Origin of the sequence: Pseudochrobactrum mosebachae (assembly GCF_048914685.1) — a bacterium.
Lineage (GTDB): Bacteria > Pseudomonadota > Alphaproteobacteria > Rhizobiales > Rhizobiaceae > Pseudochrobactrum.
This window is the reverse complement of record NZ_CP128408.1, coordinates 2,060,230-2,082,867: the sequence shown is the minus strand read 5'-3', so window position 1 is coordinate 2,082,867 and position 22,638 is coordinate 2,060,230. Positions and strand designations below refer to the sequence as shown.

The following is a 22,638-nucleotide window of genomic DNA, read 5'->3' as shown; positions in this document are numbered from 1 at the left end:
GCTTAACACGGCTGATATTTATAAAAGCCGGTTTCAGTTTATGGAAATATACGTTAAACAAACCCATCTCTATGGAATATAATAAACTGATGTAATACCGGCTTCACAGCAAACCCATTATGGAGGATAAGCTGAATGAAATTTTTTGTGGATACCGCCGATGTCAAAGACATCCGTGAACTCAATGATCTGGGACTGGTAGACGGCGTTACCACCAATCCATCACTGATCCTGAAATCCGGCGGCAACATCATTGATGTGACCAAGGAAATCTGTTCGATCGTGACAGGCCCAGTTTCTGCCGAAGTAACCGCAACCGATTATGCAGGCATCATGAAAGAAGCTGCAGTTATTGCAAAAATCGCCAGCAATATCTGCATCAAACTGCCACTGACACTTGATGGCCTTAAAGCCTGTAAAGCGCTGACCAGTGATGGCCATAAAACCAACGTCACCCTGTGCTTCTCCGCCAATCAGGCGCTGCTCGCAGCCAAGGCCGGTGCAACTTACGTTTCGCCATTTGTTGGCCGTCTTGATGATATCGGCCTCAATGGCATGGATCTGATTGGCGAAATCCGCACTATTTTCGACAATTACGATTTTGAAACGCAAATTCTTGCCGCTTCAATCCGCACGGTCAATCATGTCAAGGAAGCGGCTCTGATCGGTGCTGACGTGATTACTGCGCCACCGGCCACCCTGAAAGCGCTTGTAAAACATCCGCTGACCGACAAAGGCCTTGAGGCCTTTTTGGCCGACTGGGCAAAAACCGGCCAAACAATTGCATAAGCCAATGGCTGCAATATAAAAGACTTAAAAAAAGCCCGTGCTGATGGCAGCACGGGCTTTTTTGTATTCAAGTGACTTGGATAAAGAACATATTTCAAAAATTGTCAGGCTGTGACGTCAATGGTGATTTTCGGGCACCGGAACGCAAGAAATTGCAATTTCCGGCCCAGCCTTACAGTTCTAGAGCATTTCACTATCAAGTTGAATCAGCTTGATAGATATAACAATGCGATAAATCTAGAATCTAGAGCGAGCACTGCGATCCAACCTGATCGTTACCCGCTCTAGAGCAGGTTCTACGGCAGTTTATGCATATCCTGTGCCAGTGCCAGCACCAAAAACTGTGCCAGCTCTTCTGCCGCGCGTTGTTGCGCATCACGTTGGGCACGCAGGTTTGCAAATTCCTGACGTGGACGGTCATAAGATGCACTGACCTCACGTCGACCGCTGGCCACAACCTTGCCGGCATTATCACGCAGCACATAATTGGAGCGCATGCGAACGGTACCAGCAGACGGACGGCCTTCTTTCGAATCCCCCACATCCACTTCAACTGCTGACAGGTTATGCATCTGCAATCCGAGTGCCAGCCTATAGGCCGGTTTTGCAGGCTCTCCCGCACCGCCGGATAGACCGAAGATCAGGCGATTACGCACCGCCTGTGCATAGATTGTATTCACATCGTCAATTTTAATGCTCGCCAGCCTGCTCTTCACACTCGAAGACACATCACCGGCCAAGCCCGCTGTCGTGGATCCCGAAGTGGAATAAAGCGGCTGCACGGTACAACCGGCAACCAGCAGCCCGAGAGCTCCCAGCACCGGCAACCGCACAATGCGCGCTAAAAAACGTACCAAAGATGCATGGTTAAACAACGACATTCACAATCCTCTGCGGTACAACGACTAGCTTTTTAGGTGGATTACCGTTCAATGCAGCCTGCACAAAGTCAAGTGCCAAAACAGCGGCCTGTATGGTTGCCTGATCTGCATCACGCGATATTGTAATGTCACCGCGTTTTTTGCCATTGATCTGTACCGGCAGCACAATATCGCTTTCAACCAGCAGCTTTTCATCAACAACAGGCCATGGCGTGGTTGCAACCAGACCTTTGCCGCCCAGCGCCGCATGGCACTGTTCAGCCAGATGCGGCATCATCGGCGCGATCATTGCGATAAACATATCTGTCGCTTCACGTGTTGCAGCCTTGGTCACATCATCAGCCTTGCCATTGGCAATGGCCTGCAATGGTGCACCCAAAACATTGAGCAATTCATAAAGACGGGCAACCGCACGGTTGAAGATGATTTTTTCGATATCATCACCCACAGCTTTAACAGTCTTATGCGCAGCTTTCGAAATAGCCGCAGCATCACCCTCATAGGCGGCCTTCGGTGCCACATCTTTTAAATTATCCGCAGCATCGGAAATCAGACGCCAGATACGCTGCACAAAGCGATGCGCACCTTCTGCTCCGGCTTCAGTCCACACCACGTCACGCTCCGGCGGAGAATCCGACAATGTAAACCAGCGCGCAGTATCAGCACCGTAAGACGAAATAATATCATCAGGATCGACAACATTCTTCTTCGATTTAGACATTTTTTCAATCGAACCAATGTCTACAGCTTCACCTGAATCCAGCATGGTTGCACTGCGCACACCGTTTTTGTCTTCAATACGGATTTCCATCGGCGAAACCCACTGGCCATTGTGCTTATAGGTTTCATGCACAACCATACCTTGCGTGAACAGCCCTTTAAACGGCTCTTCAACATCAAGATGTCCGGCCACTTTCATCGCACGGGTAAAAAAGCGCGAGTAAAGCAGATGCAGAATAGCGTGCTCAACACCACCGATATACTGATCAACCGGCAACCAGCTGTCTGCAACTTTTCGATCTGTCGGCTCGTTTTCCCATGGGGCGGTAAAGCGGGCGAAATACCATGATGAATCCACAAATGTGTCCATCGTATCGGTTTCACGGCGGGCTTTTTCACCACATTTCGGGCAGTTCACATGGCGCCATGTGTCATGACGATCAAGCGGATTGCCCGGCCGGTCAAATGTCACATCATCCGGCAATTTAACCGGCAGCTGATCACGAAGTACCGGAACCGTGCCACATGTATCACAATGGATCATCGGGATCGGGCAGCCCCAATAGCGCTGGCGCGAAATGCCCCAGTCACGCAAACGGAACTGGGTTTTGCGGGTGCCCTGCGGCTTGCCGTGCAGATCCATCTTTTCGAGACGGTTCGCCACTTCGTTGAAAGCCGCTTCCGGTGCCAAACCATCAAGGAATTGCGAGTTGAACAAAATACCGTCATCAGTATAGGCATTGTCGGTCACTTTGAAGGTGGCCGCATCGGCACCAGCCGGCAATACTACCGGCGTGACATTGAGCGCATATTTATTGGCAAAATCCAGATCGCGCTGATCATGTGCAGGGCAACCGAAAACCGCACCGGTGCCATATTCCATCAACACGAAATTGGCGACATAAACCGGCAGCGTCCATGATGCATCAAACGGATGTTGAACACGTAAACCGGTGTCAAAACCCTTTTTCTCAATGGTTTCAAGCGTTGCAACCGACGTACCATGCGAGCGGCATTCCGCAGCAAAAGCGGCCAGCCCTTCATTGCCCTCAGCCAGTTGTTTGGCCAGCGGATGATCGGCAGCAATTGCGATAAATGACGCACCAAACAAAGTATCAGGGCGCGTGGTATAAACTTCGATCTCATCATTGCGGCCATCAAGTGCAAATCGCAATTGCAGGCCTTCTGATTTACCGATCCAGTTTTTCTGCATCAAGCGCACTTTGTCCGGCCATTGGTCCAGCGTATCCAGACCCTCAAGCAGCTCTTCATTAAAATCGGTGATTTTAAAGAACCACTGGGTCAGTTCGCGCTGTTCAACCAGCGCACCGGAACGCCAGCCGCGACCATCAACAACCTGCTCATTGGCCAGAACTGTATTATCGACCGGATCCCAGTTCACCTTGGAGGTTTTGCGCGTCACCAGACCTTTTTCATAAAGGTCAAGAAACAGCATCTGCTGACGATGATAATATTCCACATCACAAGTCGCAAATTCACGCGACCAGTCCAGTGACAACCCCATGGTTTTCAGCTGGCGTTTCATGGTGGCAATATTCTGGTATGTCCACTCTTTCGGGTGCACCTTATTCTGCATCGCAGCATTTTCCGCTGGCATACCAAAGGCATCCCAGCCCATAGGATGCAGAACATTGAAACCGCGCGCACGCTTGTAGCGGGCGATCACGTCACCCATTGCGTAATTGCGCACATGGCCGATATGGATGCGACCTGAAGGATAAGGAAACATTTCCAGCACGTAATATTTTTCACGGCTGTCATCATTATCGGTTTCGAAGATCTTGTTTTCTTCCCAGATCTTCTGCCAATGGGCTTCGCTCACGCGCGGATTATATCGTTCAGTTGCCCGTTCAGTTACCATGGCTGTATTTACTCATGCAAAGGGAATGGAATATGATGAATGACCTTCATCATGGATTGGCCATATCGTCAACCTTCAGCCATGCTGAAGCGGCAGAAAAAGGATATTTGAACTATGAATTCACCCGAAAATGCATCAAAAACGGCAACAGAAGCCAGTATTGCCGAAAACCTCAAAACTATTCGCCAAAGCCTCGCGCTTGGTTTGTCTGAGGCAAAACGCGATGCGGGATCGGTCACTTTGGTCGCTGTTTCCAAAACATTTTCGGCTGAAGAAATCCTGCCGGCACTGCATGAAGGTCAGCGAATTTTCGGGGAAAACCGTGTGCAGGAAGCACAAAGTAAATGGCCGCTGCTGCGTGAAAAATTTGCAGATATTGAGCTGCATCTGATCGGCCCGCTGCAATCCAACAAAACTGCTGAAGCGGTTGCGCTCTTTGATGTAATCCAAACCGTTGACCGTGAGAAGATTGCAGCAACCATTGCTACCGAAATGCAGCGCCTTGGCCGCAAGCTCAAACTCTTCGTACAGGTTAATACCGGCGATGAAGAGCAAAAAGCCGGTATTGCACCAAGTGAAGCCGTTGCTTTTGTAAATCGTTGCCGCGATGTGCATGGTCTGGATATTGCCGGCCTGATGTGTATTCCGCCTTTCAATGAAAATCCGGGGCCGCATTTTGCACTGCTGCGTAAACTGGCAAAAGATGCCGGTGTTCAGGAACTTTCCATGGGCATGTCCGGCGATTTTGACACAGCAATACAATTTGGCGCAACCTATGTGCGCGTTGGCTCAGCCATTTTCGGCAGCCGTCCGCCACTGGTATCTGCCTGATAATACAGCGGCATAACAACAGGTCACGACTATACATAATGTCGCAAATATTACACTTGCTTCACTCTGCAACAGGAATACACTCGCGCGCGATCGCAAGATTGGCGCACCATCAGACTTTATGCCTGATTTACGATGTGAGCCGCAGTCATTAACGTGACAGAATTATGCGGCTTTTTTATACAATGTGCCGGCAAGGAGGGTTGCCGGTGCGAGGAGGAAATATGTCCGAGAAGAACTATCCCGTATTACCGGCGGCCAAAGCCCGTGCGCTGATCGACAATGACACTTATCTGAGCTGGTACAATGAAAGCATCAGCGATCCCGAAGCCTTCTGGGGTAAACATGGTAAGCGTATTGACTGGTTCACCCCTTATACAAAAGTAAAAGACACATCTTTTGAGGATAATGTCTCAATCCGCTGGTATGAAGACGGCGTAACCAACGTCTCCTATAATTGCATTGACCGTCACCTTGAAAAGCGCGGCGACCAGACCGCGATTATCTGGGAAGGTGACAACCCTTATATTGACAAAAAAATCACCTATCGTGAGCTGCATGAAAATGTTTGCCGCCTCGCTAATGTTATGAAAAAGCACGGCGTACGCAAAGGCGATCGCGTTACTATTTATCTGCCGATGATTCCTGAAGCGGCCTATGCCATGCTGGCTTGCGCGCGCATCGGCGCGGTGCATTCTATTGTGTTTGCAGGCTTCTCGCCTGAAGCGCTTGCAGGACGTATCATCGATTGTGAATCAACCTTTGTTATCACTTCCGATGAAGGCATACGCGGTGGCAAGCCAATACCGCTGAAAGAAAATACCGATACCGCAATTGATATTGCTGCAAAACAATATGTTTTTGTAAACAAGGTGCTGGTCGTGCGTCGTACCGGCGGCAAGATCAATTGGGGCCGCGGCCGCGATCTTTGGTATCATCAGGAAGTGGCAAGCGTTGATGCAGTGTGCGAACCGGAGCCGATGAAAGCCGAAGATCCGCTTTTCATCCTCTATACATCCGGCTCCACCGGTAAGCCTAAAGGCGTGCTGCACACCACCGGTGGTTATCTGGTTTACGCATCCATAACCCATGAATATGTCTTCGATTATCACGAGGGCGATATTTACTGGTGTACGGCAGATGTCGGCTGGGTTACCGGACATTCTTACATCGTTTATGGGCCGCTCGCTAATGGCGCGACCACACTGATGTTTGAAGGCGTGCCGAATTTCCCTGATCAGGGACGTTTCTGGGAAGTTGTCGATAAGCATCAGGTCAATATTTTCTACACCGCACCAACAGCGCTACGCGCATTGATGGGTGCAGGCGATGATTTTGTGACCCGCAACTCACGCAAATCCCTGCGCCTGCTCGGCTCTGTTGGCGAGCCGATTAACCCCGAAGCATGGGAATGGTATTATAATGTTGTCGGCGATCAGGCGTGTCCGATTGTTGATACATGGTGGCAGACAGAAACCGGCGGTATTCTGATTTCACCTTTGCCGGGCGCAACCGATCTGAAGCCGGGTTCAGCAACCCGTCCATTCTTTGGTATCAAACCGCAACTGGTCGATGCGGAAGGTGGCGTTCTGGAAGGTGTGGCAGACGGCAATCTCTGTATCACTGATTCATGGCCGGGTCAGATGCGCACGCTCTATGGTGATCACCGCCGTTTCATTGAAGCCTATTTCACCACCTATAAGGGCAAATATTTCACCGGTGACGGCTGCCGCCGTGATGAAGACGGCTATTACTGGATTACCGGCCGCGTGGATGACGTGCTGAATATTTCCGGCCACCGTCTTGGTACTGCTGAGATTGAATCGGCACTGGTTTCACATCACTCAGTATCGGAAGCAGCCGTTGTCGGCTATCCGCATCCGATCAAAGGACAGGGCATTTATTGCTATGTCACACTGATGACGGGTGAGGAAGCACATGATGAAGACGCTTTACGTAAAGAGCTGATCAAACATGTGCGCACCGAAATCGGGCCGATTGCAACGCCGGATATGATCCAGTTTTCACCGGGTCTGCCAAAAACCCGCTCGGGCAAGATCATGCGCCGTATTTTGCGTAAAATCGCTGAAGATGATTTCAGCGCATTAGGCGACACCTCAACACTGGCCGATCCGGCAGTGGTGGACGATCTGATCGAACATCGCCAGAATCGCAAATAAGCCCAATAAACACAGAAAAGGCCGGTTTAACCGGCCTTTTTATTTAAATACCCCAAGATCATTGCTTGCATATCCGCCAGACAAGCAGTGTTATCTGCATAGCGAAATCCGGCTTCTTCCAGATCGTGACCATCAATAATCATATTTTCAAAAAGCTGCTCATACATGGCCTGTTTGCCCAGTAAAACCAGCCCCGCCTTCATGACAAAACGCGGCACCGGCATCAGATTGCGCGGCCTGCTCATCATCTGTCTGAAGAGTATAACCAGTTGCTTTGTTGCCAATGGCAGCGGATCAGCAAGGTGAAAAATCCTGCCTGCAACCTTACTTCTTTGTGCCTGAGCTAAAAACTCAAGCCCACGAACCACATTATTCAAAGATACAAAACTGCGCTGATGATCTGCACAGCCAAAGGGCAGTGGCAAACGACTGTCGCACAGCCTGAGTAATGATTGTAAATTACCCGGCGCTCCTGCCCCATAGGTCAGAGCCGGCCTTGCGATCACACACTCTATGCCTTGCATTTTCAACAGCCCCTGCTCGGCCAGAGCTTTCGCCTCGCCATAGGCAGATAAAGGATGATACGGCATATTAACTGTCAACGGTGATGGCTGCCCTGCAACAACATTAATACTGGAGACAAAAACAAAACGTGACACCCCCGCATCACGCGCCTGTGCTGCCAGTGACAGAACAAGGTGGTGATTAACGGCATCCATCTCCGCCGGATCGGCTGCATTGCGACCAGTTTTATGGGCTATGCCCGCACAATGAATAATCGCTTCCACGCCCGAGAAATCCGGCTTGGCCAATGTATCACGTGTGATTCTGACCGCTTGGTGCCCTGCCTGTTCGAGATGGGCAAGCACTGCACTCCCGATAAACCCGCCAGCACCGGTCACTGCAATTTTCATCTGTCAAATCCACAATCAAAAACGTAACCTCATCAATACAACACATTTTATGAAATATAAGTCTTACAAGGAAGATGATGCATTTTCATTTTAGCGCCGCCACACCTGAAGACTTTGACAGGTTATTTGAATTACGTCTGATCATCATGCGAGAAAGTCTTGAACGCATCGGCCGCTTTGACCCCCAAAGGGCGCGTGAGCGATTTAGCAATAGCTATCGGCCGGCTTGTACGCGGCTAATAAACATCAAAGAACAGTTGGCCGGCTGTGTCGCACTTGGTTTGGAACAAGATCACTTGCTGCTCGAACATTTTTATCTTGCACCGGAGTTTCAGGGCTGTGGCCTGGGAAGTGCTGTCTTGTCAAACCTGCTCTGTGAAGCCCAACAGCAAAACAAATCCGTCCGGCTCAGCGTCTTGCAGCAAAGTCATGCTGCCCGTTTTTATGAAAAGCACGGCTTTCAAAAAACAGGAGAAGACGAATGGGATGTATATTATGAATATTTTCCCAAAAACTTGTCGCAGTCGCGCAATAATCAACGCACTAACGTATAAAATGCATTAAAAATCGATTGTCCGGCCTTTGATTTCCCAGTCACCATAGCGCGCAGGATCTTTACCGCCACGACCACCGATCTCTTTGGCATGTTCGGCTTTTTCTTCTGCATCACGGCGCGCTTGTGCTTCTTTTAAAGCGCGTTGTGCGGCAGGCGGCAGATCATCAAAGCTCTTGCGTGGCTCCGGCGCATCTGTCACGCGAAAATCTGCTAATGAAACTACATTGCTGTTTGGGGATGCTGCTTCATCACTCATAATATAATATCCTGATATCGTATTTCGTATCGGTCAATGATGCTATCATAAGGCCAGTGTTCTTGAAGATATAGTGCAGAACCACCATTTTATCATCACATGATAATGAAACTGATAATTCACGCTTACGGAGAAGCCTTTGAACATGATGCGCACATTCATGCTGATTGCCTTCATGACTGCCATGTTTATGAGTATCGGCTACCTGATCGGTGGTTCCGGCGGCATGATGATTGCTCTGGTGATCGCTCTTGCCATGAACGTCTTCAGCTACTGGAATTCCGACAAGATGGTGCTGCGTATGTATAATGCGCAGGAAGCTGATGAGCGCACCGCTCCGGAATATTACCGTATTGTGCGCGAGCTGGCCGTGCGTGCCGGCCTGCCGACGCCTAAAATTTACGTTATCAATGAAGATCAACCCAATGCCTTTGCCACAGGCCGTAATCCTGAAAACGCCGCAGTTGCAGCCACAACCGGCCTGTTACAACGCCTCAGCAAGCAGGAAATAGCCGCCGTCATGGCGCATGAGCTGGCGCATGTGCAAAACCGTGACACTCTGACAATGACCATCACCGCAACATTAGCGGGTGCGATTTCCATGCTCGGTAATATGGCGATGTTTTCCGGTGGTAATCGTGAAAACAACAATGGCCTCGGCATGATCGGCGCGCTGATTGCTATGCTGGTTGCCCCTTTTGCAGCCATGATCGTACAAATGGCTGTCAGTCGTACGCGTGAATATGCTGCCGACCGCCGCGGTGCGGAAATTTGCGGCAATCCGCTCTGGCTGGCCTCTGCTCTTAACAAGATTGCCCGTGGTGCGCAGCAGACAGTGAATGAAGAGGCCGAGCATAATCCGGCAACCGCCCACATGTTCATTATCAACCCGCTCAGTGGCCGTGGTGCCGATAATCTGTTCTCCACCCACCCAGATACCGCCAACCGTATTGCTGCTTTACAGGGCATGGCGCAGGAAATGGGTATTCATTCTGCAACAGACTATACAGATAATGGCTTGCAGAACCGCCAGACTGGTGCATATAACCGCCAGAACACACAACAACGCACACAACCCCGTACTCAGCCTGATCATGGCGCCCGTCAGCCTGCCCGCAAAAATCCGTGGGGCAACCATGACCAGCAGCCTGAACAAGATGATACAGTGTCAGAAAATAAACCGGAAAAACCCTATAAAGGACCATGGTCTTGAACGATAAAACCCCTGCCGCTAAACGCTCCGGCAACCACCAGCCTCATAAGCCGTTTAACAAGCAGGGCCATAATCCGGGGCAATCCGAAACAGAAATACGCGCGAAACTGGAAGCTGAACATCCGGGTTTGAATGTGCGTTTATGCGCGGCAAAACTGCTGCATGCTGTGGTCGCTAAAAACACATCGCTCGACGGTCTGACTGATGCCCATCATGGCCACCCGCATTATATGGAGCTTGATGAGCGCGACCGCTCGCTGGTGCGGGCAATTCTGGGCACTGCATTGCGCAACCGCAATACAATTGAAACAGCCTTGTGCAAATTGCTCGATCGGCCGCTGCCGGCCAATGCCGTTGCCCTACAGCAATTGCTACATGTCGGTGCCGCACAAATTCTCTATCTCGATGTGCCGGACCATGCAGCAGTTGATATTGCCGTAACCTCGGCCAATATCGATCCGCGCAACCGCAAATATGCCAGCCTTGTCAATGCTGTTTTGCGCCGCCTTACCCGCAATAAAGACCGTGCCGTTGAGATGAAAATTCCAAACGGCCCGGAGTGGTATATTGAAAGTCTCACATCCACCTACGGGCGTGAAAAGGCAGAAGCCATTCTGGCCATTCAGGCACATGAGCCGTCCATTGATTTAACAGTGAAAAGCGATCCTGCGCTCTGGGCTGAAAAGCTTGGCGGCACTGCACTGCCAAACGGCTCGGTGCGACTTGGTAGTTTTGAAGGCTCGCTGACCGCGCTGGAAGGCTTTGCCACCGGCGATTGGTGGGTACAGGATGCCGCCGCAAGCCTGCCTGCCACATTGCTCGGCGACATTAAAGGCAAGCGTGTTGCCGATCTGTGTGCAGCGCCTGGCGGCAAGACAGCACAGCTGATTATGGCCGGTGCTGAGGTGACTGCCTTTGACATCAATAAAAACCGCCTCAAGCGTCTCAAAACCAATCTGGATCGCTTGCAGCTCAGTGCCGAGCTCATTGCCACCAATATTCTTGATTACCAGACAGATGAACTTTTTGATGCCATTTTGCTGGATGCGCCTTGCTCATCTACCGGTACCGTGCGCCGTCATCCGGATGTGTTGTGGACCAAAACACCTGAAGATATTACCCGCCTCTCGCAAGTACAGTTAAACCTGTTGCGCCATGCGGTGCAATTGGTGAAGCCGGACGGTATCATTGTGTTTTCCAACTGCTCGCTAAACCGCGAGGAAGGTGAAGACATGGTAGAGATGATTATTAATGAGGGCATTTTAGTACCAGCGCCGTTCAAGCCGGAAGAGTTAAAAGGCATGGAACAGCTGATTACCGATCAGGGCTTTTTGCGCTCCACACCTGCGGATCTGCCCCATGACGAGCCGAAAATGGCCGGACTGGACGGCTTTTTTGCAGCACGGTTCCGCCGCCCGCTCTGAGCAATTCTTGAATAATCCGCTCAATCCATAAAAACATTGCTGATCTGTGCCATTCAGCCGGTTATGGTTAACAAATAGTTCACTATTGCCGTGAAATGATAGATCATATGTGCAGGCACAGGTAGCAACACCGGTCACGGGTTGCTGGCTTGGTCAGATCAGCACTGAGGAGTACTCCACTGTGAATGTCGCGCTCAGCGAAACCCCGCATCTCTGGACACTGGCCATTGCCCAAAGCTGGCGGCGGCTGAGCAGACGTGTGCGGCGCGGCCCGATGTTCCGCTGGCGGCTGTCTGGTTTTACGCCGGAGCGGGTGCTGATTGCCCCGCCGGATTTGCGTGTGGCTGATGCGCAATTGGCGCAGGAATTTTACCATGGCCGCTATGCGCTGGCAGGCAGGCTGGTTGAGACCGGTGGTATTTCACCTTTTGCAATCGAGCCACCCACAGATGCATGGGAAGCCGCACTTCATTCTTTCGGTTGGTTGCGCAATATGCGTGCAGCCGGTACCGAGCTTGCAATGGTCAATGCCCGCGCCATGGTTGAAGACTGGATACGCATGCATGGCAAGCGCATCGAGGGCCTGGCTTGGGCGCCGGAAACCACAGCCCAGCGCATTATTGCGTGGCTGCAGCATTCCAATATAATTCTGGCCACATCTGACCTTGCGACTTACCGCAAATTTATGCGCTCGCTGGCTATGCAAGTGCGCTATCTGCGCATTATGGCAGCCGTTATGGATGATGGTGAAGACAAGCTGCGCGCGCGCATTGCGCTGGCTTTTGCCAGCCTTGCATTACCGGTTTCGCAATCACTCACCCGCTCGGCACGCCGCCACCTTGAATATGAGCTTAACCGGCAAATTCTGGCCGATGGCGGTCATATTTCACGCAATCCTGCTGCAGTTCTTGAGCTGCTGGCTGATCTGTTGCCCTTGCGCCAAACCTATAGCAACGGCAATGAAACGCCGCCCAAAGCTCTGATTGAAGCTGTGGAACGTATGCTGCCAGCGCTGCGTTTTTTCCGCCATCAGGATGGCAGTCTGGCACTGTTTAATGGTGTTGGCCCAACTTTGCCTGAACGGCTGGTATCGGTATTGCGCCACGATGAAACAGACGGCGCGCCGCTTACCCATGCCCCCCATTCCGGTTATGAGCGCCTGAGCATGGGCTCAACAACGATCATTGCCGATACCGGCCTGCCACCACCTGTCACCGCCTCGCGTGATGCGCATGCGGGATGTCTGGCTTTTGAAATGTCATCGGGGCGCCAGCGCTATATTGTCAATTCCGGCATCGACCGGTTTGGTCCCGCTGAATTCCGCCCGCTTGGGCGTACCACAGCCGCCCATTCGACCGCGACAATCAATGATACGTCGTCCTGCCGCTTCAGCCTCAGCTCTAATCTTTCCACGGTTTTAGGCACGCCGATAATTGCAGGCCCCACAACCGTCAAGCGTCAGCGCATTGAAGGAATGGGCGAACAGGGTTTTGTTGCCAGCCATGACGGCTATGTGAGATTATTCGGTTATACCCATGAGCGCCAGATTGTGCTTTCGCATAATGGCAGCCTGATTGAGGGTGTGGATCGTTTTATAAAATCACATCTCAAAACCACACGCGGTGGCCGTAACAAGCAACTGTCTGATCTGGTTACGGTGCGCTTTCATATTCATCCGCAGGTTTATATCCGTATGGATGAAGACGGCATTGTGCATCTCAGCGCCGACCACGATGACAGCTGGGCATTTTCCTGTGCTGATGTATTGCCGCAGCTTGAAGATTCAATTTTCTTTGCCGGTTTTCGCGGACCCGTGCGTTCACGCCAGATCGTCCTGACTTTCTCTGCCGCAGAGGCAGATCATATCAGCTGGCGCTTTACCCGCACCGGCCTTGGTCAATATGTGTGAGCATAGGTAAAATCCTGCGATTTACTGTAGGATTCCTTGAGCGGCTGTGTTACCCCGCCTTTGTCCCACTTTAACCGGATTGATGAGCCACGGGTCTTCAGACCTGTCCCTCATATTGTCCCGACATAAAGCACAAAGAGACCGTCATGGCTGTCAGCTCCAAACATATTCCCGCTCCTGATCTTTTCCCTGTGCGCCGCGCACTGCTTTCCGTATCCGATAAAACCGGCTTGGTAGAGTTTGCGCGTGCTTTGCACACATTGGGCGTTGAGCTTCTGTCCACCGGCGGCACCGCCAAATCAATCGCTGCTGCCGGTATTCCGGTGCGCGACGTGTCCGAGATTACCGGCTTTCCGGAAATCATGGATGGCCGTGTTAAGACCCTGCATCCAAGCGTGCATGGCGGCCTGCTGGCTGTGCGCAATGATCCGGACCATGTTGCGGCAATGGAAGCCCATAACATTACCGGCATTGATCTGGTGGTGATTAATCTCTACCCGTTCGAGGAAGTGCGCTATAAGGGCGGAGACTACGACACCACTGTTGAAAATATCGACATTGGCGGCCCTGCCATGATCCGCGCTTCGGCCAAAAACCACGCTTATGTAACCATTGTGACCGACCCTAATGACTATGACAGCGTGATTGCTGAACTGAACAATGGTCAGGGTTCACTGCCTTATACATTCCGCCAGAAGATGGCAGGCAAAGCTTTTGCCCGCACCGCAGCCTATGATGCTGCAATCTCCGGCTGGTTTGTTGAAGCCACACAGGAAGAGGCGCCATTACACCGCGCTCTTGCAGGTAAATTACATTCCGTCATGCGTTATGGCGAAAACCCGCACCAGCAGGCAGGCTTTTATCTGACCGGTGAAAACCGCGCCGGTGTTGCAACCGCAACCCAGCTTCAGGGCAAGCAGCTTTCCTATAATAATATCAACGACACTGATGCAGCCTATGAGCTGGTAGCAGAATTTGATCCGGCCAAGACCGCAGCCGTGGCTATTATCAAACATGCCAATCCGTGCGGTGTGGCTGTAGGCGCATCGATCAAAGATGCTTACCTCAAAGCCTATGCTTGCGATACGGTTTCAGCCTTTGGCGGCATTGTTGCGCTCAACCGCACATTAGATGCAGAGGCAGCTGAGGAAATCGTCAAGATTTTCACAGAAGTGATTATAGCACCGGATGCGACACCCGAAGCACAAGCGATTGTTGCTGCCAAGAAGAACCTGCGTCTGCTGGTAACCGGCGGCCTTCCTGATGTGCGTGCAGCAGGCATTGCTGCCAAAACAGTTGCAGGCGGTTTGCTGATCCAGAACCGTGACAACGGCAATATTGATGATCTCGACCTCAAAGTTGTGACTAAGCGCGCCCCAACTGAACAGGAAATGGCCGACCTGAAATTTGCGTTTCGTGTTGCCAAACACGTTAAATCCAATGCAATTGTCTATGTTAAAGACGGTGCAACGGTTGGTGTGGGCGCAGGCCAGATGAGCCGCATTGATTCCTCACGCATTGCAGCACGCAAAGCAGAGGATGCAGCCCTGGTTGCTGGCGGAGAAATCCTGACCAAAGGTTCCGCTGTCGCATCAGATGCCTTCTTCCCGTTTGCAGATGGACTGATCTCGGCGGTTGAAGCCGGTGCAACGGCAGTTATCCAGCCCGGCGGCTCCATGCGTGATGATGAAGTGATTAAAGCTGCTGATGAAGCAGGTATTGCCATGGTCTTTACCGGCATGCGCCACTTCCGCCACTAATAACTGACCGACATTGAGACCTGATAATTACAGTTTTCTCAATTCGTAAAATGCTGAAGGCGCGGAGTCTCTTGACTCTGCGCCTTTTTATTAATTATTTCTAATATACCTTAATCATATGTAATTTTAATATCACGACCGGATTTATCGAGCTGCATTGTTAATTTTCAAACACTAAAAACACACATTTTCTGCCGCATTATTCGGAGAAATTTATGCCAAATGGTTTTACAGGTGAATTTTTAGGTACCGCTATTTTAATTCTTCTAGGCAATGGTTCTGTTGCCAATGTTTTGCTCACCAAGTCAAAAGGGCATGCTTCCGGCTGGATAGTCATTACAGCTGGCTGGGGTTTTGCAGTGATGTGCGGCATACTGGTTGCACTCAGCGCTGGCAGTGCGGGGCACCTCAATCCGGTTGTCACACTGGCTTTCTACGCTGCCGGAAATTTTCCTGCTGCACAAATATTACCCTATATCAGCGCACAATTATGTGGTGCGATTTTGGGTTCTGTGCTGGTTTATCTGGCCTACCTGCCCCATTGGCAAAAAACACTCAATGCAGAGGATAAGCTTGCCGCTTTTTGTACCAGCCCTGCAATACCTAATCTTCCGGCCAATATCATCACGGAAGTTATTGCCACATTCGTACTGGTTATCGTTGTCATAGCACTCGGGTCACAAGCTGTTATCAGCACCAATATGGCGACCCCGTTGATCGTTGGCCTGCTGGTATGGTCGTTAGGCATATCGCTTGGCGGCCCTACTGGTTATGCAATTAATCCGGCGCGTGATCTTGGTCCCCGCATCGCCCATGCACTGCTGCCCATAGCAGGTAAAGGCAGCTCACAATGGTCCTATGCATTTGTGCCGGTTCTGGCACCTTTGCTCGGCGGGTTGATTGCAGTGGGCGTAGCAAAATCTAGCGGAATGATCTGATCAGCATGATCTGACTGCGCTTATTTAAACTCAAGCCTGTCAGATCATGCTGTTATTTCGCCGGATAAGGGGTTTTAACCGCCAGATAAAGCCCGCCAACAAAGAACAGCACCAACACCGCCATACCAAGCCGTGGCGACCCGCTGGCAGCGGTCATGCTCGCCACCAGAAAAGGTGCGGCAAAACTGGTTGCGCGCCCTGCAAGGGCATAAATTCCGAAATAACGCCCTGCTTCATGTGGCTCCACGCTGCGAGCAAACCATGAGCGTGAAGACGCCTGAACAGGGCCAAAAGCTAACCCGATCAGCATACCAAAAGCCAGATAAGCCTTTTCACCACCAGAAGAAAACAAACCCGTATGGCTATCCGGTGCAAACTGCATCAGCCCATAGAATGTATAATCAGGTCCCGTAGAAATAATCCCCAATGTCGCAATCAGCAGCAAGACCAATGATATAACCACCACCGTTTTAGAGCCGAACCAGCTATCCATATAGCTGGCAAACCAGCAGCCGAAAATGGCAACGACATTAAGAATAATCCCGAACAATCCGATTTCGGTGATTGACCAGCCAAACATTGCCGCTGCAAAACCGCCACCAAGCGCAATCAGCGCATTGACCCCGTCCTGATAGACCATGCGGGCGATCAGGAAACGAAACAGCGTCGCTTTCTTACGCACCTCGTGCAAGGTTTGTTTAAGCTCTGCCAAGCCCTCACTGATCGCCGCCTTCAGCCCCATGCCTTTGGCTTGATCAGGGGTAAAAAACATCATCGGCAGAATGAATATCAAATACCACAGCGCCGCGATCGGCCCCGTAATACGTGCATCTTCGCCTTTAAGCGCATCCAGCTGCCAGAAAGGCTCAATCCCGATCAGAGTTTTGCCGGTCTCAGGTAAAGCGGCAAGACAGGTAACAACAAAGATCAGTACGATCATGCCAGCCAGATAACCAAGCCCCCATGCAAAATTCGACACCCGCCCGATTGACGCCTCAGGTATGAGCCTTGGCATCATGGAATCGTTGAATACAATAGAAAATTCGGCTGCAACCGAGGCCATGATAAAGACCAGTAACACCCAGATATAAGATGATCCGGGTTCGGCAAACCACAGCAGCGACAGCGCCGTAATCTTGATCACCGCAAAAAAACCGATCCACGGTTTTCGCGAACCCGTCTTATCGGCGATAGAGCCAAGTGCCGGAGACAAGATTGCAATAATAATACCAGCAACAGCAATACCATAACCCCAAGCGGCCTGACCGGTTACCGGATCAGTCGACATCCGTGAAACAAAATAGGGCCCGAAAATGAATGTGGTTACAACGGTGAAAAACGGTTGTGCCGCCCAGTCAAAGAACATCCATCCCCAGATGCCTCTGTTCATAACTTTCGGGCGTGCAGATATATCCGCAGACGGCTGTATAATACTCAATTGTAACCTCTCCCGCGGGCGCACGAAATTGCTGCTATCATCAGTATAATGATTTAATGTGACATGTCTTCAACAACAAAAATCAGGCCGGTGAAATCTCACCGGCCTGATCTCAATTCGTAGAACAGCAGGTCTCAACCGGCAAGGTCAGCCATAAATCCTGCCGCTACTGCCAAACGAGAAACCGTGAGATCGCCGCCCTCTGTCAAAGCCACCATACGCTGGCGCACACCATCAATGCGTTCGGCATCACGGCTTAGCCAGCTCAGCGCCGGATCCCCCTCCCCTTTAAATCGGGTCAGCGCATCTGTGGTAATCGCGCGGGTTGCCTGTGTGATCGTGTCGGTTGCCCGTGACAGAGCAAGCCCGTCATAATAATCATTAACAGGTACAAGCAAGGCCGATTTTTCAATATTTGCAATACGAAAAGCATCGATAATTTTGAAATAAGCCATTGCCGCAGTCATCAGCTCTGCTTTGCTCTGATAGGCAATCAGCGCAATATCCGCCATCAGCTTGGCCGATTGCAGACGGGCAAGTTTACGCGCCAGCGGCTCACCTGCACCTTTGGCAACATATTTAGCCGTATCAGCAGTGATCAGATCAGCAATGAAATCCGGCATGAGCTCTTCAAGCTTCGGTTCAAGCGCCATACGTGTGTGTTTAACAGCATTGACCATAGCACCAAGCGTTGCATCAAAGCGGTTATTGCGCAGCACCCATGCTGTCGTGGAAAATAGCATATCGCCAACCAGCGCATAAAACTCGTTCTGCACTTTTCCCGAAATCTTATTATCCAGCGCATTGATCGCCTGATAGAGCTGCTCGGTTTCAAATCCGTCGGCAACGGCTACATAAGAACGCAATATTTCTGCCGGTGTTTCTGCTGTCAGATCATTAAGTCGGCTGATAAATGTCGGCCCGCAACGGTTGATCGCATCATTGCTGAGCAGCGTGGCTATGATCTCCCGATGCAAGCGGTGATGGGTAATATCTTTGGCAAAACGCTCCTGCATTTCCTGCGGGAAATACCCGAACAACCGTGAATGCAGATATGTGTCATCCGGCAAAGTGCTGGCAATCAGATCATCGGATAACACCATTTTGGCATAGGCAAGTAACACGGCCAGTTCAGGGCGCGTGAGTGCTTCGCCGCGCTTTTGACGATCAGCAATCACCTGATCATCCGGCAGATACTCAACCTTGCGATCCAGCAATTTACGCCGCTCCAAGGATGACATCATCCGCATCAGATAAGGCAGTTCTGAGGTTCCGCGCTTTTCAACCAGTGAGAGCGCCAAAGGTTGCTCATAATTATTATGCAAAACCAACGCGGCAACTTCATCGGTCATCTGCACCAGCAAGGCATCGCGCGCATCGCGGGTCAAACGCCCATCCTGCAGGCTCGGCGTCAGGGCAATTTTAATATTCACCTCAACATCCGATGAGTTCACCCCTGCCGAATTGTCAATCGCATCGGTATTGCTGCGTCCGCCCTTCAGGCTGTATTCAATACGGCCGCGCTGGGTTACACCAAGATTAGCCCCCTCACCAATCACTTTAGCGCGCACATCACGCCCGGCAATACGGATCGCATCATTGGCACGGTCGCCAACCTCTGCATCGCTTTCATCAATAGCGCGGATATAAGTGCCAATGCCGCCGAACCATAGCAGATCAACCTGCGCGCGCAGGATCGCACCGATTACCTCATTAGGCGTGGCAGTCAGCTTGGTCAGGCCAATGGCATCAGCTGCCGCCTGAGACAGGGTTAGGGTCTTTTGCGAACGGCTAAAAACACCGCCACCGGCTGAAATTTTAGAACGGTCATAATCCTGCCAGCTCGACCGCGGCACGTTAAATAACCGCTGACGCTCTGCAAATCCGGCATCAGGTTCCGGCGCCGGATCAATGAAAATATCGCGGTGATCAAAGGCAGCCACCAGCTTGATTTTAGGCGACAGCAACATGCCGTTACCAAACACATCGCCTGACATATCCCCCACACCGGCAACGGTAAACGGGGTCGTTTGAATATCAATATCCATTTCGCGGAAATGGCGCTTCACAGCCTCCCACGCACCACGCGCGGTAATTGCCATTTTCTTATGGTCATAGCCGGCAGACCCACCCGAGGCAAAAGCATCATCCAGCCAGAAATGCTGCGCCTGACTGATGGCGTTAGCCGTGTCTGAAAATGTGGCTGTGCCTTTATCGGCCGCGACTACAAAATACGGGTCATCCTGATCATGGCGCACCACATCAACCGGCGGCACAATCTTGCCATCAAGAATATTATCTGTAATCGAAACCATAGTGGAAATGAAAGTGATATAGGCGGCACGTCCTGCCTCAAACACCGCATTACGGTCACCACCAACCGGCAGACGCTTGGGGTAAAAGCCGCCTTTGGCGCCACCCGGTACGATCACCGCATTTTTAACCTGCTGTGCTTTAACCAGCCCCAGCACTTCCGTGCGATAATCCTGCGCACGGTCAGACCAGCGCAGACCGCCACGTGCCACCGCACCAAAACGCAGATGAACACCTTCCACCTCAGGGCCGTAAACAAAGATTTCTCGGTAAGGGCGCGGCTCGGGCAAGCCGTCTATGCCACGCGGATTGAGCTTAATGGCCAATGTCTGAGGCGGATTACCTTGCGCATCATGCATATAAGCATTGGTGCGTAAGCTCGCTTCAATCAAATTGCGATACCGGCGTAAAATCTGGTCATCATCAATATTGGGCACCGTTTGCAACGCAGTTTCAATTGCCTCAATCAGAGCCGGTTCTTTCGCCTGTTCCGTTTCTTTATGCGCGAGAGCCGGATTAAAGCGCAGGTCAAACAGCGTATATAATTGAGCGGCAATTTCAGGGTAGCGATTCAGTGTCGCCGCAATAAAATTTTGTGAATAGGTGGTACCTGCCTGTTGCAGATAACGGCCATACATCCGCAAAACCATGATCTGGCGTGCTGTCAAACGGCCACTTTGAGCTAACCCGTTATAACCGTCATTATCAGCCTGCCCGCTCCACACGGTACGGAATACGTCATCCAGCAGATCACCATGATCGCTCAGATCAACCGCTTTATCAGAGGCACTGACAATCAGCATATCATGCACATGAACCGTATTTTTAACCGCATTTGCGCCAGATCCTGACGCCTGAACCGGCAAAGTAAATGTCTGTTCGCTGATAACCCGAAAGCCCATATTTTCAAGCAGTGGCACACGCTGTGACAGCGCCAGCGCATCGCCGAAATGATAGAGCTTGAGAAAGGCGGCCTGTGGTTCCTGCCTGTCATAACGGTAGAAATCAACATAAAGAGGGTTGTCTTCTGTCAGCGCTTCAATGCGCACAGCATCAACCAATGCTTCTGTTTCATTAAATGTTTCACGATAGGATTCCGGAAAACCCGATGCCAGACTGATAATCCGTGGCGCAAAAGTTTGTGTGCTCTCATCCGCCGCATCACGCACACCGTCATCCCATGTGCGCACATAGGTGCGGATTTGTTTTTCAAGTGCATCACGGGCAATTTCTGCCACACTGCCATCATGCCGGCGGATAATAAACTGAACGCGGGTTACCCCCTTGTCGAGAAAGACCGGATGAAACTCGACCGATTCACCGTGATAAACCTCCATCAGATAATTGCTGATGGCTTCACGCACCACAGAATCATACCGGTCACGCGGCAGATAGACCAGCACACTCACAAACCGGCTGAAACGGTCGACGCGCGGCAACACACGCACGCGCGGACGCTCATCAAGCGCCACAATCAGTTCGGCATGCTCGCATAACGCATCCACATCAATTTGAAACATATCATCCCGCGGATAATCTTCCAGAACGCGCGCCAGCGCCTTGCCGGAATGATCCGTCGCGTTAAATCCAAGGCGGCTGATAACGGCTTCGGCCTTACCACGCAGATAAGGGATGGTGCTAAGAAAAGATATATAGGCAGTCGAGGTGAATAAGCCGACCAGTCGAAGTTCGCCGGCAACCTGCCCTGCACGATCAAAAAGCTTAACACCAATATAATCAATATATTCGCGGCGATGCACAAGCGAGCGGCTATTGCCTTTTGTGATCAGCAAGCTTTCAGGACCTTTGAGAAAATCCTGCAACTCCTGTGTGATCGAGGCATTATCCTGCCCCTGCCGCAAAACCCGAATATCTTCATCGCGCAGAATACCCAGCGATGGCATATCCGCCTGCACCAATGTACCTTTGCTCTGGTCATAATTAAATTCGCGCATACCGAGAAATGTGAAATTACCGTCACGCAGCCATTTTAACAATGCAATAGATTCACGGCCTTCGATGGTATCCGCAAGGCCTTTAATATCTGCATAAGAGGCAATCAACGTATCAAGCCGTGCCAGCATCGGCTTCCAGTCGCTGACTGCGGCATAAACCTGCCGCAGAACATCAGCCAATGCGGTTTCCAGTGCAGCACGCGCAGTTTCATCAAGCTGAGGCAAATGCAGCTGAATAACACTCACCTGCTCGGTACCGCTCACACCCTCGCCGGATGTAACTTCGCTGTGAATTTCGTAATTTTTGCCATCGAAGGCAACATTCAGCACCGGATGCACAACCATATAGATCATGCCCGAACGCTCCAGAATTTCCCCCATGGTGGAATCGAGCAGAAACGGCATATTGCGGTTGATCAGTGTTACCACGGTCAGCGGACGGCCGCGACGGCGCAAAACACTGTCATTTTCAACACGGATCACCGGTTGATCGGGTTGGTAGCGCCCTAGCGCTGTAAGCGCCAGCTTAGCCGCCTCATCCATATCACCGGCATCATAAGCCGCAACATCTTCTGCAGGGGCCCACTCAAAGAGTAAATTTGAAAATTGCGATGCTACCTGTTCAGTCAGCATATGAGGATCAACGATGATTTTGGTCTGAACCGGATGGTCTGTATCA

At 51.2% G+C, this 22,638-nt stretch carries 15 protein-coding genes; 9 read left to right on the top strand and 6 right to left on the bottom strand.

Annotated features, from left to right (window positions below; genetic code table 11):
• Positions 1-135 precede the first annotated feature (135 nt).
• Positions 136-789: a fructose-6-phosphate aldolase gene (fsa, locus tag MP213Fo_RS09565; RefSeq protein ID WP_421088802.1), complete on the top strand. Its 654-nt coding sequence runs from the start codon at positions 136-138 to the stop codon at positions 787-789.
• Between the two features lie 296 nt (positions 790-1,085).
• Here fsa and lptE read toward each other — a convergent pair whose 3' ends face one another.
• Together lptE and leuS are read right to left on the bottom strand one after the other, a co-directional pair.
• Positions 1,086-1,670, bottom strand: coding sequence for an LPS assembly lipoprotein LptE (gene lptE / locus MP213Fo_RS09560; protein ID WP_421088801.1), 585 nt, complete (start codon positions 1,668-1,670; stop codon positions 1,086-1,088).
• On the bottom strand, positions 1,657-4,272 hold the full coding sequence (gene leuS / locus MP213Fo_RS09555) for a leucine--tRNA ligase (RefSeq protein ID WP_421088800.1): 2,616 nt from the start codon (positions 4,270-4,272) through the stop codon (positions 1,657-1,659). Before leuS ends, lptE begins: the two co-directional genes overlap by 14 nt.
• 114 nt (positions 4,273-4,386) lie before the next feature.
• Here leuS and MP213Fo_RS09550 point away from each other — a divergent pair, with 114 nt between their 5' ends.
• Together MP213Fo_RS09550 and acs are read left to right on the top strand one after the other, a co-directional pair.
• A complete protein-coding gene (locus MP213Fo_RS09550) occupies positions 4,387-5,103 on the top strand; it encodes a YggS family pyridoxal phosphate-dependent enzyme (protein ID WP_421088799.1) in 717 nt (238 codons plus the stop codon).
• Between the two features lie 224 nt (positions 5,104-5,327).
• Positions 5,328-7,283: an acetate--CoA ligase gene (gene acs, locus MP213Fo_RS09545; protein WP_421088798.1), complete on the top strand. Its 1,956-nt coding sequence runs from the start codon at positions 5,328-5,330 to the stop codon at positions 7,281-7,283.
• Between the two features lie 26 nt (positions 7,284-7,309).
• On the opposite strand, the gene MP213Fo_RS09540 is transcribed toward acs, so the two are convergent.
• Positions 7,310-8,197 carry an NAD-dependent epimerase/dehydratase family protein gene (locus MP213Fo_RS09540; protein ID WP_421088797.1) on the bottom strand — a complete coding sequence of 296 codons (888 nt, stop codon included), beginning with the start codon at positions 8,195-8,197 and terminating at the stop codon, positions 7,310-7,312.
• Between the two features lie 74 nt (positions 8,198-8,271).
• On the opposite strand from MP213Fo_RS09540, the gene MP213Fo_RS09535 reads away from it, so the two are divergent.
• Complete coding sequence (locus tag MP213Fo_RS09535) at positions 8,272-8,751, top strand: GNAT family N-acetyltransferase (protein ID WP_421088796.1); 480 nt, start codon at positions 8,272-8,274, stop codon at positions 8,749-8,751.
• A 6-nt stretch (positions 8,752-8,757) separates the two neighbouring features.
• On the opposite strand, the gene MP213Fo_RS09530 is transcribed toward MP213Fo_RS09535, so the two are convergent.
• Positions 8,758-9,009, bottom strand: coding sequence for a DUF1674 domain-containing protein (locus MP213Fo_RS09530; RefSeq protein ID WP_421088795.1), 252 nt, complete (start codon positions 9,007-9,009; stop codon positions 8,758-8,760).
• Between the two features lie 139 nt (positions 9,010-9,148).
• Between MP213Fo_RS09530 and htpX the strand changes: the two genes are divergently transcribed.
• From htpX to MP213Fo_RS09505, 5 genes are all read left to right on the top strand, one after another.
• The gene (gene htpX / locus MP213Fo_RS09525) at positions 9,149-10,222 is read left to right on the top strand and encodes a zinc metalloprotease HtpX (protein ID WP_421088794.1); all 1,074 of its coding nucleotides are present in this window, start codon (positions 9,149-9,151) and stop codon (positions 10,220-10,222) included.
• A complete protein-coding gene (locus MP213Fo_RS09520; protein ID WP_421088793.1) occupies positions 10,219-11,646 on the top strand; it encodes an RsmB/NOP family class I SAM-dependent RNA methyltransferase in 1,428 nt (475 codons plus the stop codon). Before htpX ends, MP213Fo_RS09520 begins: the two co-directional genes overlap by 4 nt.
• A gap of 181 nt (positions 11,647-11,827) precedes the next feature.
• Positions 11,828-13,555 carry a heparinase II/III family protein gene (locus MP213Fo_RS09515; protein WP_421091090.1) on the top strand — a complete coding sequence of 576 codons (1,728 nt, stop codon included), beginning with the start codon at positions 11,828-11,830 and terminating at the stop codon, positions 13,553-13,555.
• A gap of 146 nt (positions 13,556-13,701) precedes the next feature.
• Complete coding sequence (gene purH / locus MP213Fo_RS09510; protein ID WP_421088792.1) at positions 13,702-15,315, top strand: bifunctional phosphoribosylaminoimidazolecarboxamide formyltransferase/IMP cyclohydrolase; 1,614 nt, start codon at positions 13,702-13,704, stop codon at positions 15,313-15,315.
• A gap of 215 nt (positions 15,316-15,530) precedes the next feature.
• Positions 15,531-16,253: an MIP/aquaporin family protein gene (locus tag MP213Fo_RS09505; RefSeq protein WP_421088791.1), complete on the top strand. Its 723-nt coding sequence runs from the start codon at positions 15,531-15,533 to the stop codon at positions 16,251-16,253.
• A gap of 52 nt (positions 16,254-16,305) precedes the next feature.
• On the opposite strand, the gene MP213Fo_RS09500 is transcribed toward MP213Fo_RS09505, so the two are convergent.
• Both MP213Fo_RS09500 and MP213Fo_RS09495 read right to left on the bottom strand, forming a co-directional pair.
• The gene (locus tag MP213Fo_RS09500) at positions 16,306-17,691 is read right to left on the bottom strand and encodes an MFS transporter (protein WP_421088790.1); all 1,386 of its coding nucleotides are present in this window, start codon (positions 17,689-17,691) and stop codon (positions 16,306-16,308) included.
• A 134-nt stretch (positions 17,692-17,825) separates the two neighbouring features.
• A complete protein-coding gene (locus MP213Fo_RS09495; protein ID WP_421091089.1) occupies positions 17,826-22,592 on the bottom strand; it encodes an NAD-glutamate dehydrogenase in 4,767 nt (1,588 codons plus the stop codon).
• Between the last annotated feature and the right edge of the window lie 46 nt (positions 22,593-22,638).

Excerpts from the sequence above, each read along its gene's own strand:
- fsa (WP_421088802.1), top strand. The coding sequence starts at position 136 with ATGAAATTTTTTGTGGATACCGCCGATGTCAAAGACATCCGTGAACTC.
- lptE (WP_421088801.1), bottom strand. The coding sequence starts at position 1,670 with ATGTCGTTGTTTAACCATGCATCTTTGGTACGTTTTTTAGCGCGCATT.
- leuS (WP_421088800.1), bottom strand. The coding sequence starts at position 4,272 with ATGGTAACTGAACGGGCAACTGAACGATATAATCCGCGCGTGAGCGAA.
- MP213Fo_RS09550 (WP_421088799.1), top strand. The coding sequence starts at position 4,387 with ATGAATTCACCCGAAAATGCATCAAAAACGGCAACAGAAGCCAGTATT.
- acs (WP_421088798.1), top strand. The coding sequence starts at position 5,328 with ATGTCCGAGAAGAACTATCCCGTATTACCGGCGGCCAAAGCCCGTGCG.
- MP213Fo_RS09540 (WP_421088797.1), bottom strand. The coding sequence starts at position 8,197 with ATGAAAATTGCAGTGACCGGTGCTGGCGGGTTTATCGGGAGTGCAGTG.
- MP213Fo_RS09535 (WP_421088796.1), top strand. The coding sequence starts at position 8,272 with ATGATGCATTTTCATTTTAGCGCCGCCACACCTGAAGACTTTGACAGG.
- MP213Fo_RS09530 (WP_421088795.1), bottom strand. The coding sequence starts at position 9,009 with ATGAGTGATGAAGCAGCATCCCCAAACAGCAATGTAGTTTCATTAGCA.
- purH (WP_421088792.1), top strand. The coding sequence starts at position 13,702 with ATGGCTGTCAGCTCCAAACATATTCCCGCTCCTGATCTTTTCCCTGTG.
- MP213Fo_RS09505 (WP_421088791.1), top strand. The coding sequence starts at position 15,531 with ATGCCAAATGGTTTTACAGGTGAATTTTTAGGTACCGCTATTTTAATT.
- MP213Fo_RS09495 (WP_421091089.1), bottom strand. The coding sequence starts at position 22,592 with ATGCTGACTGAACAGGTAGCATCGCAATTTTCAAATTTACTCTTTGAG.